This is a genomic window from Achromobacter veterisilvae (assembly GCF_900496975.1).
In the GTDB taxonomy this organism is placed as follows: Bacteria; Pseudomonadota; Gammaproteobacteria; order Burkholderiales; family Burkholderiaceae_B; genus Achromobacter; species Achromobacter veterisilvae.
Genome location: NZ_UFQC01000012.1, coordinates 186,726 through 203,342, shown reverse-complemented (window position 1 = coordinate 203,342; position 16,617 = coordinate 186,726). Strand labels below are relative to the sequence as shown.

The window sequence follows — 16,617 nt, the reverse complement described above, 5'->3', positions numbered from 1 at the left end:
CCGCGGCCTGCGCGGCCCCGCCCGCGCACAGCGCCGCGCCCAGGACCGCCGCGCGCAGGGACCGCTTCAGAAATGCTTGCATCGTGTTCTCCTTGTCTGCATTGAATCGCCGCTTCAGTACTTCACGCGCATGCTCAGCATGACGCTGCGCGGTTCGCCATAGGCGTTGCCCATGTCGGCGTTGCCCAGCCGCTGGTAATAGACCTTGTCGAACAGGTTGTTCACGTTCAGGCCCAGCGACACGTGCTCGTTGACGCGGTATCCCACGCGCGCGTTCCAGATGGCGTAGCCGCCCTGGGACACGCGCACCGAACTGCCGCGCACCGGCCCCTGCACCGCGCTCTCGGTGTAGATGCCGCTCTTCACATTGACGCCGCCGCCCACGCTCCAGCGGTTCCATTCGCCCGGCAGTCGGTAGGTGGTCCACAACTGGAAGATGTGCTTGGGCGTGAACGTGCGGAACGCCGCGCCGCCGTTGGCGCTGTCCTTCAGGTAGCGGGTGGTGTTGAAGGTGTAGCCGCCCGCCACCTCCCAGCCCGGCGCGATGCGGCCGGACACCTCGGTCTCGATGCCCTGGCTGCGCACCTCGCCGCTGGCTTCATAGCAGCAGTCGCCCACGTCGGGATAGGCCGGATCGCGTTGCGCGCGGTTGCGTTCGATGATGCGGAACAGGGCGAAGGAGGTGTTCAGGCGGCCGTCGAGCCATTCGCTCTTCACGCCGGCCTCGTAGTTGGAGCCGACCACCGGCGGCAGCGATCCGCCGCTGGCGGTGCGCAGGTCGCTCTGCACCCGGAAGATGTCGGCATAGCTGGCGTAGGCGGACCAGTGGCTGTCGATGTCGTACACCAGGCCCGCATAGGGCGTCATACGGCCGTGCTCGCTGACCGCGTCGCCGCGGTCCCCGCTGATCAGATCCTGGGTTTGCGTGCGCCACCAGCTCATGCGGGACCCGAGCACCAGCGTCAGCGGATCCGCCACCTTCAGCCGCGCCATGGCGTAAACGCCGGACTGGCGCGTCTTCACGTCGCTCTTGCTGCCCCATTGCGGATCCGCGGGCTCGGGGTAGTCGTTCACGTCGTAGTCGAAGACGTCCACCGCCTGGGGCGGGAATCCGGGCAGGGAATAGGCGTTGTAGGCGCGCGCGCTGCGGTCGTACCAATTGCCGCCGAACACCAGCTCATGGCGCCGGCCCAGCGCTTCGAACGCGCCCGTCACCATCAGGTCCACGCCCAGTTGCCGGTTGCGGTACTGATTGCCGCCGCCGTACAGGCGCGGGCCGAGTCCGGTTTGCCGGTCCACGGCGCCGCGCACATAGGCGTACTTCAGCTTGCTGGTTTCTTCCGCATGATTGACGTTGAGCCTGACGGTCCAGTCCGGCGAAAGCCGGTGCGCCAGCTCCGCGAACTCCTGCGTGTTCTCGAAGTCCCAGCGGTTCCAGTCGGCTCCCAGATAGGTGCCGCGCGTCAGGCCGAGATCGCCGCCGTCCTGGTAGCGCGGCATGTGCATCATGTAGGGCAGCCAGTCGCGCTTCTGGTAGCTCCCGCCGATCGTCAGCAGCGTGTCGGCGCCGAGATCGGCCTCCAGGATGCCGTAGTAGGCCTGCTTCTGCGAATTGGCGACGTCGTAGAAGTACTTGCGGTCTTCGATCGCCGTCGCCACGCGGCCGCGCACGGAGCCGGATGCGTTCAGCGGCGAGGACAGGTCGAGTTCGCCCCGGTAGTTGTCCCAGGACCCCGCGCCCGCCGCCCCGGAGAACTGGAATTCGTTCGTGGGACGCTTGCGGACCAGATTGATCACGCCGCCGGGTTGGCCCGCGCCGTTGAACAGGCCCGCCGCGCCGCGCAGCAGTTCGACGTGGTCGTACATGAACAGGTCGGGCTGCGCCCACGACGCGCCGCCCGTCTGCATGGGCACGCCGTCGTACTGGAAATATTCGATCTGGAAGCCGCGCGAATAGAACTGCGGAATGGCCGCCGTCGCGGCCAGGTCTATCGTGATGCCCGGCGTCTGCGCCATGGCGTCTTCCAGCGACGCCATGTTCTGGTCTTCGATGCGCTGGCGCGTGATGACCGATACCGATTGCGGAATCTCGCGCAAGGAGAGCGGCAGTTTGCCGCCGATGGTGACGCTGGGCGCCGTGTAGGACTGGCTGCCTTCGGTGACACCCGCCTGTTCGCCATGCACGGTGACCGGCGCCAGCAGCGCCGCTTCCTGCGCGCGCGCCTCGCCGGCCCCCACCGCCAGCGCGGCCGCGACGGCGGCGAACTCCAGCCATCCCGCGCGTATCTCGATACCCACAATTCCCTCCGGTTTCGTTCCGTTAAATAAGATTGATAATCATCTTCAACGGTGAATCCGGGGGCAATCGAAAAGGCTTTCGAATTCTGTACTAAGGCTTTCGCTTTTTGCCCGCCGCGGGGCGGCGGCTAGCGCAGCGCGCTGGGCGGCGTTCCGAAGCGGCGGCGGAACGCCACCGAAAAATGCGCGGCGCCGTAGCCGACGTGCCAGGCGGCCTCCGACACCGACAGGCCGCCGTTCAGAATGAGTTCGCGGCCGCGCAGCAGGCGCGCTTCCTGCACGCAGCGCGCCATGCTGACGCCGAAGGCCTGCTTGAAGGCGTGATCGAGCTTGCGCGCCTGCACGCCCAGCGCGCGCGCCAATTCCACCAGGCCGGGCGCCTGCCGCAGGTCCGCCAGCAGGCGGCGGCGCGCTTCATGGGCGGCGTCGAGTTCGCGCGCGGCCTGGCTCGGGGCGGCGGCCTCTTCCCGCGCCCGGCCGGCCTGCGCCAGCGCGACGGCGGCCAGTTCCAGGCCCTTGGCGGCCAGGTAGAGGCTGCGCGCCGCGCCGTCATAGCGGCAGACGCGGACCTGGTCGGCGATGCGGCGCGCTTCGCGCCCGGCCGCGCCGTGCCAGAGTGCCGGACCGCCGGCGCCGCCCTGCGGGTCCAGGCGGGAAAAGAAGCCGGCGTCCACGCCCAGTTCCGACCCCAGCACCGTGTCCGGCAGGCTGACCATGGTGTATCGCTGGTCCACCCCCGCCTCGAAGGCATCCGCGCCTTGCGCCTGCCCGGGATTCCAGGCCAGGCACAGCGTGGACCCGCGCAGCATCACCGGCTTGCGGTCCTCCACGCGGCTCTCCACCCGCCCGTCCAGCAGGATCACCTTCAGGCCGGGGAACATGGCCTCGTCGCGCCATTGCGTCACGCCGCGCCGGAACACGCCCGCGCGCAGCGCATAGCCGCCGGCGAGACTGAGCGCCGCGTCGATTCGGTAGTGTTCGGCAAAAGCGCCGGCCGCGGGCGGCGCGCTGCGGTGATCGGGCATGGAGCGATCCGGGCTTATTTGAGAATAATTATTATTACCCGATTTCCTGCCCGGCTCAACGCCGCGGCCGCGCTACGCGCCCGCCCGTTCCCAGCGCCGCTGGATGGCCTTGGCCGCCACCACCCCGTCGGCCAGGGACGTCACCACGCACGGGTGCATGCGGTTGGCCACTTCGCCCACCGCGTAGATGTCCGGCACGCTGGTTTCGGCGGTGGCGAAATCGGTGCGGATGTAGCCGCGCTCGTCGCGGGCCAGTTGCAGGCTGTCGGCGAAGCCGGCCTGGGGCTCCCAGCCGTAGAAGACCAGGATCAGGTCGTACCGGCGGCCGTCGACGCTGCGGGCGGCGGGGTCGACCTTGTACGGGCCGATGCGCACGCCGTCATGGCCGGCGCGCGTCACCCATTGCTGCTGGGCGCGGACGCTGCGGGCGTAGAGGTGGACGGCGCGCGCGCCGCGGTTGCGCACGTAGACGTAGTTCTCGAAAGCGTTGTCGCCCCCGCCCAGCACCGCCACGGACAGGCCGGAGTAATCGTGCGCCACGATGGGCGAACCCGGCCCGATCAGCACGCCGGGCCAGGACGCGCCCGGCGGGTGGTCCGGCAGGCCCTTGGCGCGCACGCCCGAGGCGATGACCAGGGTGCGCGCCCGCGCCTGGGTTTCGGTGCCCGACGGGCCGGCCAGCGTTGCCTCGATGCCGCCCTTGCAGGGCCGCACCCCGGTGACGCGGGTTTCCAGGCGGAGCGGCACGCCCGCCGCCCGGACGCTGGCGTCGATATTGGCGGCGACCTGCTGGCCGGTGACGCCCGGCAGCACGGCGATCCAGTCGTCGGCGAACGGATTGTCGTTGCCCAGCCCGCCCAGGCGGCCGCTGGCCTCGACCAATAGCGGGGACAGGCCCAGCCTGGCCAGCCACAGGGCGCAGGAGGCGCCGGCCGGGCCGCCGCCTACAATGACCGAATCGTGCATCTGTTGCATTTCACCCCTTATTGACTGCGCCGGCGCCTCGCGGACGCCCGGACATGGCCGGATTGTAGCCAGCGGGCCGCCCCCATCCCGCGTCAGCCTTACAATTCCCGGCTACCCCACCCAGGTTTTCATCATGCCTACACGCCGCATCATTCTTTCCGGGCTCGCGCTCGACGCCCGCATCGGCATCCTCGAACACGAGCGCCGCGCCACCCAGCCCCTGCATGTCGACGCCGAATTCGACGTGGACATCCAGCGCACGGTCGACGACCACGATATCCACAGCGTGCTGGACTACCGCCGCCTGCGCGAGGCCATCGTGGAAGAATGCACGCAGGCCCATGTGAACCTGATCGAAACCCTGTCCGAGCAGGTCGCCGCGCGCCTGCTGGCCGACTTCCAGGAAATCCGCGCGCTGCGCCTGCGCATCAGCAAGCCCATGGCCTTTTCCGACTGTGCGGCCGTGGGCGTGGAAATCCAGATCACGCGCTGACCATGAACGATATCGCCACCCCCGACGTGCAATTCCGCACGCCCGCCGACGCAAAGGCCCGCCACGAAGGCAACAAGCTGACCAAGCGGCTTGCCCGCGAAACCACCCGCGCCCTCTCCGACTACAACATGATCGAGGCCGGCGACCGCGTGATGGTGTGCCTGTCGGGCGGCAAGGATTCCTATGCGATGCTGGACATCCTGCTCCAGCTCCAGAAACGCGCGCCCTTCAAGTTCGAGCTGATCGCGGTCAACCTGGACCAGAAGCAGCCGGGCTTTCCCGACCATATCCTGCCCGAGTATCTGAAGACCCTGGGCGTGCCCTTCCACATCGAGACGCAGGACACGTATTCGATCGTCACCCGCGTGCTGGAAGAGGGCAAGACCATGTGCTCGCTCTGTTCGCGCCTGCGCCGGGGCATCCTGTACCGCGTGGCGTCCGAACTGGGGGCCACCAAGATCGCCCTGGGCCACCATCGCGACGACATCCTGGGCACCTTCTTCCTGAACCTGTTCTACGGCGGCAAGGCCAAGGGCATGCCGCCCAAGCTGGTGTCCGACGACGGCCGCCATACGGTGATCCGCCCCCTGGCCTACGTGCCGGAAACCGACCTGATCGCCTACGCGGAACTCAAGCAGTTCCCCATCATTCCGTGCAATCTCTGCGGCTCGCAGGAAAACCTGAAGCGCAAGGAAGTCGGCCGGATGATCAACGAATGGGACAGGCAGCACCCGGGCCGGTCGTGGAACGTCTTCAACGCGCTGTCGCGCGTGGTGCCCTCGCACCTGATGGACCGCGACCTGTTCGACTTCGCGGGCCTGAAGCCCACCGGCGTGCCGGACGCAAACGGCGACACGGCGTTCGACGCCGTGGACCCGGAAGAGGATGGCGCCGAAGCCTGCGGCGACACGCCGCAAGCGCAGGAGCCGGACGCCATCGTCGAGAAGAAGGTGGTATTCACGCGCGGATCGTAGGATGGGTGGAGCGCGGCAGTTCCTAGGCAAGAACCCAGGTGCTCAACGCGCGAAACCCATGCGGCCGCAATCGCTTGTTTTCCGGCCGAGACCTGGCACAAACTGCCCACGGCCGCATGGGTTTCGCGCGCTGGGCCGTTGCGTTCTTGTGCCGAAATTCTCGCGCTCCACCCATCCTACGTGATCCAGGATGTCTGACACCTGGGGAGCGGCTTACGCGTTCAGCACGCGTATCGGCTTGCCCGCGTGCCATGCCTTCACCGCTTCCAGCGCGTTCTGGTAGAACGCCTCGAAGTTCTCGCGGCTGACGTAGCCCAGGTGCGGCGTGAGGATCACGTTGTCGAGGTCGCGCACGGAATCCGTGGGCGACAGCGGTTCTTCGGGGTAGACGTCCAGCCCCGCGCCCGCGATGCGGAACTTCACCAGCGCGTCCATCAGCGCTTCCTGGTCCACCAGGCCGGCGCGCGAGGTGTTGACCAGGTAGGCGGTCGGTTTCATCGCGGCCAGGGCGGCGGCATCGACCACGTGGCGGCTGCGGTCGGAAAGAATCAGGTGCAGGCTGACGACGTCGGACGTGGAGAAAAGCTCGTGCTTGTCCACCCGCTTCACGCCCGCGGCCTCGGCGCGCTCGTCCGTGAGGTTGGGGCTCCAGGCCACCGCGTCCATGCCGAAGGCCAGGCCCACTTTCGCCACCGCGGTGCCCAGCTTGCCCAAGCCCAGCACGCCCAGGCGCTTGCCCGCCAGCGGTTCGGGCATGGCCGTCTGCCACATGCCGCGGCGCATGGCCGCGTCTTCGGCGGGCAGGTGCTTGAACAGGCCCAGGATATGCGCCCAGGCCAGTTCGGCCGTGGCGGTGTTGGCGTCGGCGCTGCCGGGCGCGCCGCAGACGACGATGCCCTGTTCGGCGCAGGCCTGCATGTCGATGGCGTTGTTGCGCATGCCCGTCGTGATCAGCAGCCGCAGCCTGGGCAGCGCCCGGATGCGCTCCGCGGGGAACGGGGTGCGTTCGCGCATGGCCACGATCACGTCGAAGTCCTCGAGCGAGGCCTCGACCTGTTCGGGCGGAATGAAATTGTTGAAGATCCGAACCTCGGCGTCACCGCCCAGCGAGGTCCAGTCCGCATAGCGCCGGGCTACGTCGTGGTAATCGTCGAGTATTGCGATTTTCAAGTGTTGTCTCCGGGTGGCGTGGCGCCTGCCGCGCCAGCCTCCCGGCCGGCGCGCATCGCGCCGGTCAGTTCAAGCGGGCTTTGATTTGCTCCAGGGGCAGCGCGCCGCTGGTGCGCGAGCCGTCTGCGAAAAACAGGGTGGGCGTGCCGCGCACCATCAATTCCTGGCCCAGGGCCAGGAGCTTGTCCTGGGGCACGTCGCAATCGGCGGTGGCGGGCTTGCGGCCGCGCAGCATCCAGTCATCCCAGGCGGCGCCCGGGTCCTTGGCGCACCACACGTCGCGCACCTTCACCTTGGAATCGGGCGACAGGATGGGGTAGAGGAAGGTGTAGACGGTCAGGTTGTCCACGTCTTCGAGCGTCTTGCGCAACTGCTTGCAGTAGCCGCAATTGGGGTCTTCGAAAATCGCCACCTTGCGCGAACCGTCGCCCTTGACCTGCTTGATCGCCAGGTCCAGCGGCAATTGGTCGAACGTCACGGCGCTCAGCCGTTCCTGCGATTCCCGGGTCACGTCGCGGCGCGTCATGGCGTCGATCAGCGGACCTTCCATGACCCACGTGACTTTTTCGTCCGTGTAGATCATGTCCATGCCCAGTTGCACTTCGAACAGGCCATAGGGCGTGCGGCGCACCGCCGTGACGTCCATGCCGGTGAAACGCTGCTTGAAGCGGTCCTTGACGGCGTCCGCCACGGGATCCGCCGGCGCCACCTGCGTCGTGGAATAGCTCTTGGCGCCCTTGGCGGGCTGCCCCGGGGATTGCGTGGAGACGGCCTTGCCGTCCTGCGCCATCGCGCCGGCGGACACAGCCAGGAAACCGGCCGCCAGGATGGCGGATATGCGGAAATTCATCAGTACTCCTGTACTCGTCTATCGTGTTCTTCCGGGCAAGCGTAACCGATCCGCGCGAAGGCGCCCCCGCGCCGGCGCAAGCCAGGACCGCCTGAAGGTCAGACGCCCGCCAGCGCCCAAGGTTCCGCCGGGCGGCCCTGGCGCGGGCGGCCCTCACCCGGGCGGCCCTAACCCGGGCGGCCCGTCAGTTGGTCGAGGCGCCGGCGATCAGGCGGCGCTTGATGAGCGGCGCGCGCTCCACCCACTGCATGCCGGCGTTGCGCAGCCAGACCAGCGGCGTGGCCCGGGAGGCGAACAGCTTGTGCAGGCCGTCGGTCGCCAGGCGCATGGCCAGCACCGGTTCGGCCCGCGCGCGCTGATAGCGGTGCAGGACCCGCAGGTCGCCCGCCTCGCGGTAGGGTTCGCGGCCGGCGACCGTGCGCGCCAGGGCCTCGACGTCGCCCAGGCCCAGGTTCAGGCCCTGCCCCGCCAGCGGGTGCAGGCGGTGCGCCGCGTCGCCCGCCAGCGCGATGCCGGGCGCCACCATCTGGGCGCGTTCCAGGGTCAGGGGGAAACCGTGGAGCTTGCTGCGGACCTTCAGGGCCCCCAGCCGGCCTTCGGCGGCGTCGGCCAGCAGCGCTTCCAGGCGCGCGGCCTGCTCGTCGGCCGGCAGCGCCAGCAGGGCCTGGGCCCGCTCGCTGCGCATGGACCAGACCATGGAGACCTGCGGGCCGTCCGAGGTGTCGGGCAGCGGCAGCAGGGCCAGCACGCCGTCGTCGCGGAACCATTGGAAGGCCGTGCCCTGGTGCGGACGCTCGGCATCCAGGTGCACCACCAGGCCCGTGTCGTCGTAGGACCGGGATTCGTGTTTCAGCCCGGCCGCCGTGCGCAGTGGCGAGGCCGCGCCGTCGGCGCCCACGAACAGTTCCGCCTGGATGCGGGCGCCGCTTTCGGTCTCGACGGCGCCGCTCTGGTATCCCGTGCAGCGGTCTTCCAGCCAGGGAATCCCGAACATGCGGACCGCCTGGATCAGCACGCGCTCGATTTCGCCGGACTCGACGATCCAGGCCAGTTGCGGCAGCGCCGCCTGCCAGGCGTTGAGGTTCACCTGCCCGTCGGCGTCGCCGTGGATCTCCATGGCGCCGACCGGCATCAGCCGGGAGGCGGGCATGGCGTCCCAGACGCCCAGTTCGGCCAGGAAGCGCTGGCTGGCGGGCGAAATGGCGTAGACGCGCGGATGGTAGCGGTCGGGGTCGGCCGCCGGCACGCTGGCGCGCGGCGCCAGCACGGCGACGCGCTGCCCGCGGCGGGCCAGCGCCAGGGCGGTGGACAGGCCGACGATGCCGGCCCCGCAAACGACGATCTGATGGCTCATCTTGCTGACGGCTCCCCTGCCTGCTTGGGCCACAGCACCCACATCTGGCCGCGCTGCTTCATGCGGCCCGCCTGCTGCCCGGCGTCGTCGCCGTAGCCCCAATAGAAGTCGGCGCGCGCCGCGCCGCGGATGGCGGTGCCGGTGTCCTGCGCGAACACCAGGCGCTGCAGCGGCCGGTCGGACGCCGGATAGGTGGTGGCCAGGAAGACCGGCGCGCCCAGCGGCACGAAGGTCGCGTCCACCGCCACCGAGCGCATCGGCGCCAGCGGAATGGAATAGGCCCCCTTCGGCCCCTGTTCGGGGTCGATCACGGGTTCTTCGCGGAAGAACACGACGGCCGGATTGGCATTGAGCATTTCCGGCACGCGCTTGGGATTGCGCTGCGCCCAGGCCCGGATGTTCTGCATCGACGCCTGGTCGGCGGACAGTTCCCCGCGATCGATCAGCCAGCGCCCGATCGAGACGTAGGGCTGCCCGTTGTGGTCGGCGTAGGCCACGCGGATGGTCTTGCCGGAATCGGGGCCGTCGGTGAGCTGCACCCGGCCCGACCCCTGCACCTGCAGGAAGAAGTTGTCCACGGGGTCGTCCACCCACACCACCACGGGCGGGCGGCGGCCGGACGATTCGATGGCCGCGCGCGTGTCGTAGGGCACGACGCGCTTGCCGTCCAGCTTGCCGCGCACGCGCTTGCCCGCCAGGTCCGGATACACCGCCCCCAGGTCGATCGTCAGCAGGTCGGCGGGCACGGCGTACAGCGGCCATTGGTAGCTGCCGCCCTGGCGGCGCGACCCGCGCACCAGCGGCTCGTAGTAGCCGGTAACGGTATTGCTCGCCGGCTTGCCGTCGGCGGCGTTCAGGCGCCAGGGCTGGAGGTAGGTCTGCAGAAAGCGGCGCACGCCCTCGCTGTCGCCGGCGGCGGGCGCGCGGGACGGATCCACCGCGGCCGCGCAGACCGGCTGCCAGGCCCGCGGCGTGGCGCGCGCGGGCGCGGCCAGGTTGCCGGAAGTGGGGCGCATCAGGCCGCGGCAGTTGCGCAGGAAAAGGGGCCAGAACCGCGACAGGTCATCGCTGCTCCAGCCGGGCATTTCGGCCCAGGTCCCGGGCTTGAACTTGCCCGCCAGGGCGCGCGCCGGGGTATCGGGCAGCGCCGACAGCGGCGGCACCACCAGCGGGCCGTCGGCGGCGGGCAGGCGTCCGGCGGGCGTTCCGGGCGCGCCGGATTCGGGGGGGATGTCGGAGGGCGTGGAGCATGCCGCCAGCAATACCGACAGCACGGTCAGACTGAGAATGCGCTTCATGAGCAGAGGAAAAACGTACGACGGGGGCCGGGCCATTCAGTGCAGGGTGCGCGGCATGGCCAGGACGAATTCGGAGATCGGCACTTCGAACGGGATGCCGTTCTCGCCGACGCAGTGATAGGTGCCGCGCATCGTTCCCACGGGCGTGGGCAGGGGACAGCCGCTGGTGTATTCGAAGGTCTCGCCGGGCGCCAGCAGGGGCTGCTGCCCCACGATGCCCAGCCCGCGCACTTCCTGGACGCGCTGGTTGCCGTCGGTGATGATCCAGTGGCGGCTGATCACCTGGGCGGGATGCTCGCCCGTATTGGTGATGCGGACGGTATAGGCGAACACGAACTGCTGTTCGCCGGGATCGGACTGTTCGGGCACGAAGCGCGGAGAGACGGAGACGCTCAGGTCGTAAGGTTTCACAGTCCTTCCCTGTGTGGCACGAGCGGGCCGCCGCACCGGGCCATTCCCGATACCGCGGCTCAAGCTGCAATAATGGCACATTATGCCCTCACCCACTCCGAACATCATGTCTACCCAATCGGCCTCCACCCGCATCACCCCCAGCATCCTGTCGGCTGACTTTGCCCGCCTGGGCGAGGAAGTCCGCAACGTCGTCGCCGCGGGCGCCGACTGGATCCACGTGGACGTGATGGACAACCACTATGTCCCCAACCTGACGATCGGCCCGATGGTATGCGCGGCGATCCGTCCCCACGTATCGGTGCCCATCGACGTGCACCTGATGGTCGAGCCGGTGGACGACCTGGTCCCGATGTTCGCCAAGGCCGGCGCCGACTACATCAGCTTCCACCCGGACGCCAGCCGCCACGTGGACCGCACGCTGTCGCTGATCCGCGAAAACGGCTGTAAGGCCGGCCTGGTGTTCAATCCCGCCACCCCGCTGTCGTACCTGGACTACGTGATGGACAAGATCGACCTGGTCCTGATCATGTCGGTGAACCCGGGCTTCGGCGGCCAGAGCTTCATCCCCGCCGCCCTGACCAAGCTGCGCGAGGCGCGCGCCCGGATCGACGCCTGGACTCAGGCCGGCGGCCAGGAAATCGCCTTGCAGGTCGATGGCGGCGTCAAGATCGACAACATCGCCGAAGTCCGCCGCGCGGGCGCCGACACCTTCGTGGCCGGCTCCGCCATCTTCGGCAAGCCGGACTACGCCGGCATCATCAAGTCCATGCGCGAGCAGATCGCCATCGGCGAAACCACCGCCATCTAAAGACCGGGAACCGACATGACCGCTTTTCGCGCCGCGCTGCTGGATCTGGACGGCACCCTCCTCGACTCCATCCCCGACCTGGCCTTCGCCGCCAACGCCATGCGCGTGGAACTGGGCATGTCCCCGCTGCGCGAGGACGTGGTGGCCACTTTCGTGGGCAAGGGCGTGGACAACCTGGTCCGCCGCAGCCTGGCGGGCAGCCTGGACGGCGCCGACCCCGAACCCGCCGCGTTCGACCGCGCCCGCGTGGCGTTCTACCGGCACTACCACCTGGCCAACGGCGAAAAGGCAATGGTGTACCCCGGCGTCATCGACGGCCTGAAGCAACTGCGCGACCAGGGCCTGAAGCTGGCCGTCGTCACCAACAAGCCCACCGAGTTCACGCTGCCGCTGCTGCAGCGCACGGGCCTGGCGGGCTTTTTCGAGGCCGTGGTCTGCGGCGACACCTGCGCGCGCCGCAAGCCGGATCCCGACCAGGTGCTGCATGCCTGCGGGCTGCTCGGCGTGTCCGTGCAGGAAACCGTGACCATCGGCGATTCGCTCAATGACGCCCAGGCCGGCCGCAGCGCCGGCACGCAGGTCCTGGTGGTGCCTTATGGCTACAACGAAGGAAGGGACGTGCGCGAGCTGGACGTCGATGGTATAGTTGACACGCTAGTCGACGCCGCCCAGTGGGTCGCGCTCTGGAATCAAACCCGGAATGCGGCAAAAACCGGCTCTTGAACGCCCCTGAAGGCTCGCTGGCAGGCTTATCGCGAATTCCATACCGTACGAATACAGCTCAATGAACGTTTCCATCCAGAACCAAATGCTCGGCGCCTCGTGGCGCTGGTGGCGTTTGTCTTCCGGGTGGCGATGATCCCTCCCGGCCCTGGACGCGTATGCCGCCTAGTGCCGTAGCTGTGTAACCACAGAGCCAAGCCCGGAACCAGTAACCTGGACCGGGCTTTTTGCTGTATGCCTGGTCCGATAGCAAATCAATCGCTTACGAGACCCGACATGACCGAAATCGAATTCAAGGCCCTTGCCGCGGAAGGCTACAACCGCATCCCGCTGGTCGCCGAAACCTACGCCGACCTGGACACCCCTCTCGGCATCTACCTGAAGCTGGCGCACGCCGGCCCGCTGGCCGGCCGCATGACCTGCCTGATGGAATCGGTGGTGGGCGGCGAGCGCTTCGGCCGCTATTCGTTCATCGGCCTGCCGGCCCGCACGGTGATCCGCGCCAGCGGCACCCGCACCGAGGTCCTGCACGACGGCAAGGTCGCCGAAACCCATGACGGCGACCCGCTGGCCTTCATCGAGCAATACCAAAGCCGCTTCAAGGTCGCCCTGCGCCCCGGCATGCCGCGCTTCTGCGGCGGCCTGGCCGGCTACTTCGGCTACGACACGGTGCGCCACATCGAGCCCTGCCTGGGCCCCGCGGTCAAGCCGTTCCCCGCCGGCATGGAAGGCGGCACGCCGGACCTGATGCTGATGCACGTGGACGAACTGGTCATCGTGGACAACCTGGCCGGGCGCATCTACCTGATGGTCTACGCCGACCCCAGCCAGCCCGAAGCCTACAGCCGCGCCCAGCAGCGCCTGCACGACCTGCGCGCCCGCCTGCGGCGTCCGGTGGAAATCCCCTACAGCCACGCCAGCATGCAGACCGACGAGCGGCGCGACTTCAAGAAGGAAGACTATCTGGCCGCGGTGCGACGGGCCAAGGAACACATCGCCGCCGGCGACCTGATGCAGGTGCAGATCGGCCAGGTCATCGCCAAGCCCTTCCGCGACTCCCCCCTCTCCCTCTACCGCGCCCTGCGGTCCCTCAATCCCTCCCCCTACATGTACTTCTGGAACTTCGGCGACTTCCAGGTCGTGGGCGCGTCGCCCGAGATCCTGGTGCGCCAGGAGCGCGTGGTGGACAACGGCGAGCCGAAATCGCAGATCACGATCCGCCCGCTGGCCGGCACCCGCAAGCGCGGCGCCACGCCCGAAGAGGACGCCGCCCTGGCGGCCGAACTGAAGGCCGATCCCAAGGAAGTGGCCGAACACGTGATGCTGATCGACCTGGCGCGCAACGACGTGGGCCGCGTGGCCGAGGTGGGCTCCGTGAAGGTCAGCGACACCATGGTGATCGAGCGCTATTCGCACGTGATGCACCTGGTGTCCAACGTGACGGGCAACCTGAACCCCGGCATGAGCAGCATGGACGTGCTGCGCGCGTCCTTCCCCGCCGGCACCCTGACCGGCGCCCCCAAGGTCGAGGCCATGAAGATCATCGACGAGCTGGAGCCCGTGCGCCGCGGCATCTACGGCGGCGCGGCCGGCTACCTCTCCTATGGCGGCGAAATGGACGTGGCCATCGCCATCCGCACCGGCGTCATCAAGGACGGCACGCTGTACGTGCAGGCCGCCGCCGGCATCGTGGCGGATTCCAGCCCCGAAGCCGAATGGGCCGAAACGGAAGCCAAGGCCCGCGCGGTGCTGCGCGCGGCCGAACAGGTGCAGCACGGCCTGGACGAACCCATCTGATCCCGGCCCCGCCTGAACCGACTACCGCCCGCACGGAGAAAACAATGCTGTTGATGATCGACAATTACGACTCTTTTACCTACAACCTGGTCCAGTACTTCGGCGAACTGGGCGAAGACGTGCGCGTGGCGCGCAACGACCAGATCACGCTGGAAGACATCTCCGCCATGAATCCGGACCGCATCTGCGTGTCGCCCGGCCCCTGCTCCCCCGCCGAGGCGGGCATTTCGGTGCCCGTCATCCAGGCCTTCGCGGGCAAGAAGCCCATCCTGGGCGTGTGCCTGGGCCACCAGGCCATCGGCGCCGCCTATGGCGGCGACATCGTGCGCGCGCAGCAGATCATGCATGGCAAGACCGTCCGGATCTCGCACACGGGCACCGACATCTTCGCCGGCCTGCCCACCCCGTACACGGCCATCCGTTACAACTCGCTGACCATAGACCCGGCCACCCTGCCCGACTGCCTGGCGGTGACGGCGACGGCCCCGGACGGCGACATCATGGGCGTGGCCCACAAGACCCTGCCGCTGTACGGAGTACAGTTCCATCCCGAATCCGTGCTCAGCGAGCATGGCCATGCCCTGCTGCGCAATTTCCTGAACCTCGCCTAAGAAGGAAGCACCGTGACGATTTCCTCCACCGAAGCGCTGACGCGCTGTATTGAACACCGCGAAATTTTCCACGACGAAATGCTGCACCTGATGCGCATGCTGATGCGCGGCGAGATGTCGCCGCAGATCGCAAGCGCCCTGCTGATGGGCCTGCGCGTTAAAAAGGAAACCATCGGCGAAATCACGGCGGCCGCGCAGGTCATGCGCGAATTCGCTACGCCCGTGGCCACCCCCAATCCCGAAGACCTGCTGGACATGTGCGGCACCGGCGGCGACGGCAGCCATACCTTCAACATTTCCACCACCGCCATGTTCGTGGCGGCGGCGGCCGGCGTGCCCATCGCCAAGCACGGCAACCGCAGCGCCTCGTCCTCCAGCGGCAGCGCCGACGTGCTGGAAGCCCTGGGGGCCAACCTCGTGCTCGCGCCCGAGGAAGTGGCCGAATGCATCCAGGCGACCGGCATCGGCTTCATGTTCGCGCCCGCCCACCATGGCGCCATGAAGAACGTGGCCGCCATCCGCAAGGAGCTGGCCGTCCGGACGATCTTCAACATCCTGGGGCCCCTGACCAACCCGGCCGGCGCCGCCAACCAGTTGATGGGCGTCTTCCACCCGGACCTGGTCGGCATCCAGGTCCGCGTGCTGGAACGCCTGGGCTCGCGCCACGTGCTGGTCGTGCACGGCAAGGACGGCATGGACGAAGCCTCGCTGGGCGGCGCCACCATGGTCGGGGAACTCAAGGACGGCAAAATCCTCGAATATGAAATCCATCCCGAGGACTACGGGCTATCCATGATGTCCAACCGGGGCATCAAGGTGTCCAATCGCGAACAATCGCGCGAGCTTGTCATCGAGGCGCTGGAGAATGTCGAGGGCACGGCCCGCGACATTGTCGCGCTCAATGCCGGGCTTGCGATCTATGCCGGCAATAAAGCCGATTCCATTCCCGCTGCCTTAGCGCTAGCATTCGAACTGATTTCCACCGGCGCGGCGCGAGCCAAGCTGGAAGAATTCTGCGCATATACCCGGAAATTCCAGAAATGAACGATATTCTTGCGAAGATCCTCGCCGTCAAGGTCGAGGAAGTCGCCGCCGCCCGCCAGATGCGCAGCGAAGCCGAAGTCCTGCGCGAAGCGCAGGCGCGGCAGGACGTCCGCGGCTTCGCCCAGTCCATCGAAGACAAGATCTCCCAGGGCAAGGCCGGCGTCATCGCCGAAATCAAGAAAGCCTCGCCCTCCAAGGGCGTGCTGCGCGACACCTTCAACCCCGCCGAGATCGCGGCCTCCTACGCGGTGCACGGGGCGGCCTGCCTGTCCGTGCTGACCGACGTGCAGTTCTTCCAGGGCTCGCACGACCACCTGCGCCAGGCCCGCGCGGCCTGCTCGCTGCCGGTCCTGCGCAAGGATTTCGTGATAGATCCCTACCAGATCATCGCCGCGCGCGCGATGGGCGCGGACTGCGTGCTGCTGATCGTGGCCGCGCTCACCCCCGCCCAATTGCGCGACATGGAAACGCTGGCGATGGAGCTGGGCATGGACGTGCTGGTGGAAGTGCACGACGCCAAGGAACTGGACATCGCGCTGGAAATGAAGACGCCCCTGCTGGGCATCAACAACCGCAATCTGCGCACGTTCGAGACCAGCCTCTCGAACACGCTGGACCTCCTGCCGCGCATCCCCGCGGGCAAGCGCGTCGTGACCGAAAGCGGCATCCTCACGCCGGAAGACGTGAAACTGATGCGCAGCCACAAGGTCGACGCCTTCCTGGTGGGCGAGGCCTTCATGCGCGCCAAGGACCCGGGCGCGGAACTCGCGCGCCTGGTCGGCTGACCCCGCC

Annotated in this window: 16 protein-coding genes; 8 read left to right on the top strand and 8 right to left on the bottom strand. The window is 68.1% G+C overall.

Translation table 11 applies throughout. The features are described from left to right. Positions 1–114: 114 nt before the first annotated feature. The 3 genes from AVE30378_RS13860 to AVE30378_RS13850 form a co-directional block, all read right to left on the bottom strand. Positions 115–2,298, bottom strand: coding sequence for a TonB-dependent siderophore receptor (locus tag AVE30378_RS13860; protein ID WP_244235038.1), 2,184 nt, complete (start codon positions 2,296–2,298; stop codon positions 115–117). A gap of 128 nt (positions 2,299–2,426) precedes the next feature. Then, the gene (locus AVE30378_RS13855) at positions 2,427–3,323 is read right to left on the bottom strand and encodes a helix-turn-helix transcriptional regulator (protein WP_129241449.1); all 897 of its coding nucleotides are present in this window, start codon (positions 3,321–3,323) and stop codon (positions 2,427–2,429) included. A 72-nt stretch (positions 3,324–3,395) separates the two neighbouring features. Then, positions 3,396–4,298, bottom strand: coding sequence for an NAD(P)/FAD-dependent oxidoreductase (locus AVE30378_RS13850; protein WP_129241448.1), 903 nt, complete (start codon positions 4,296–4,298; stop codon positions 3,396–3,398). A 124-nt stretch (positions 4,299–4,422) separates the two neighbouring features. On the opposite strand from AVE30378_RS13850, the gene folB reads away from it, so the two are divergent. After that, a complete protein-coding gene (gene folB, locus AVE30378_RS13845) occupies positions 4,423–4,782 on the top strand; it encodes a dihydroneopterin aldolase (RefSeq protein ID WP_129241447.1) in 360 nt (119 codons plus the stop codon). 2 nt (positions 4,783–4,784) lie between these two features. After that, positions 4,785–5,756 (top strand): tRNA 2-thiocytidine(32) synthetase TtcA, encoded by a 972-nt coding sequence (gene ttcA / locus AVE30378_RS13840; RefSeq protein ID WP_129241446.1) that lies wholly within the window; start codon positions 4,785–4,787, stop codon positions 5,754–5,756. 213 nt (positions 5,757–5,969) lie between these two features. Here the strand turns inward: ttcA and AVE30378_RS13835 are convergent, their stop codons facing one another. The 5 genes from AVE30378_RS13835 to apaG all read right to left on the bottom strand — a co-directional run bounded on the left by AVE30378_RS13835 (position 5,970) and on the right by apaG (position 10,839). Beyond that, complete coding sequence (locus AVE30378_RS13835) at positions 5,970–6,926, bottom strand: D-2-hydroxyacid dehydrogenase family protein (RefSeq protein WP_129241445.1); 957 nt, start codon at positions 6,924–6,926, stop codon at positions 5,970–5,972. Positions 6,927–6,990: 64 nt separating this feature from the next. Further along, on the bottom strand, positions 6,991–7,776 hold the full coding sequence (locus AVE30378_RS13830) for a DsbC family protein (RefSeq protein WP_129241444.1): 786 nt from the start codon (positions 7,774–7,776) through the stop codon (positions 6,991–6,993). 184 nt (positions 7,777–7,960) lie between these two features. Next, on the bottom strand, positions 7,961–9,130 hold the full coding sequence (locus AVE30378_RS13825; protein ID WP_129241443.1) for a UbiH/UbiF family hydroxylase: 1,170 nt from the start codon (positions 9,128–9,130) through the stop codon (positions 7,961–7,963). Next, positions 9,127–10,428, bottom strand: a complete 1,302-nt coding sequence (gene mltA / locus AVE30378_RS13820; protein WP_129241442.1) for a murein transglycosylase A — start codon at positions 10,426–10,428, stop codon at positions 9,127–9,129. The genes AVE30378_RS13825 and mltA overlap by 4 nt, the downstream gene beginning before the upstream one ends. A gap of 36 nt (positions 10,429–10,464) precedes the next feature. Then, positions 10,465–10,839 carry a Co2+/Mg2+ efflux protein ApaG gene (gene apaG / locus AVE30378_RS13815; RefSeq protein WP_039882644.1) on the bottom strand — a complete coding sequence of 125 codons (375 nt, stop codon included), beginning with the start codon at positions 10,837–10,839 and terminating at the stop codon, positions 10,465–10,467. 82 nt (positions 10,840–10,921) lie between these two features. Between apaG and rpe the strand changes: the two genes are divergently transcribed. The 6 genes from rpe to trpC all read left to right on the top strand — a co-directional run bounded on the left by rpe (position 10,922) and on the right by trpC (position 16,610). After that, positions 10,922–11,650 (top strand): ribulose-phosphate 3-epimerase, encoded by a 729-nt coding sequence (rpe, locus tag AVE30378_RS13810; protein ID WP_129241441.1) that lies wholly within the window; start codon positions 10,922–10,924, stop codon positions 11,648–11,650. Between the two features lie 15 nt (positions 11,651–11,665). Then, complete coding sequence (locus AVE30378_RS13805) at positions 11,666–12,373, top strand: phosphoglycolate phosphatase (protein ID WP_129241440.1); 708 nt, start codon at positions 11,666–11,668, stop codon at positions 12,371–12,373. Positions 12,374–12,649: 276 nt separating this feature from the next. Next, positions 12,650–14,170 carry an anthranilate synthase component I gene (gene trpE / locus AVE30378_RS13800; protein ID WP_129241439.1) on the top strand — a complete coding sequence of 507 codons (1,521 nt, stop codon included), beginning with the start codon at positions 12,650–12,652 and terminating at the stop codon, positions 14,168–14,170. Positions 14,171–14,214: 44 nt separating this feature from the next. Beyond that, entirely contained in the window at positions 14,215–14,781 is a 567-nt protein-coding gene (locus AVE30378_RS13795; protein ID WP_129241438.1) for an anthranilate synthase component II, read from the top strand. A 12-nt stretch (positions 14,782–14,793) separates the two neighbouring features. Next, a complete protein-coding gene (gene trpD, locus AVE30378_RS13790; protein WP_129241437.1) occupies positions 14,794–15,825 on the top strand; it encodes an anthranilate phosphoribosyltransferase in 1,032 nt (343 codons plus the stop codon). After that, positions 15,822–16,610: an indole-3-glycerol phosphate synthase TrpC gene (gene trpC, locus AVE30378_RS13785; protein WP_129241436.1), complete on the top strand. Its 789-nt coding sequence runs from the start codon at positions 15,822–15,824 to the stop codon at positions 16,608–16,610. The genes trpD and trpC overlap by 4 nt, the downstream gene beginning before the upstream one ends. The last annotated feature ends 7 nt before the right edge of the window (positions 16,611–16,617 follow it).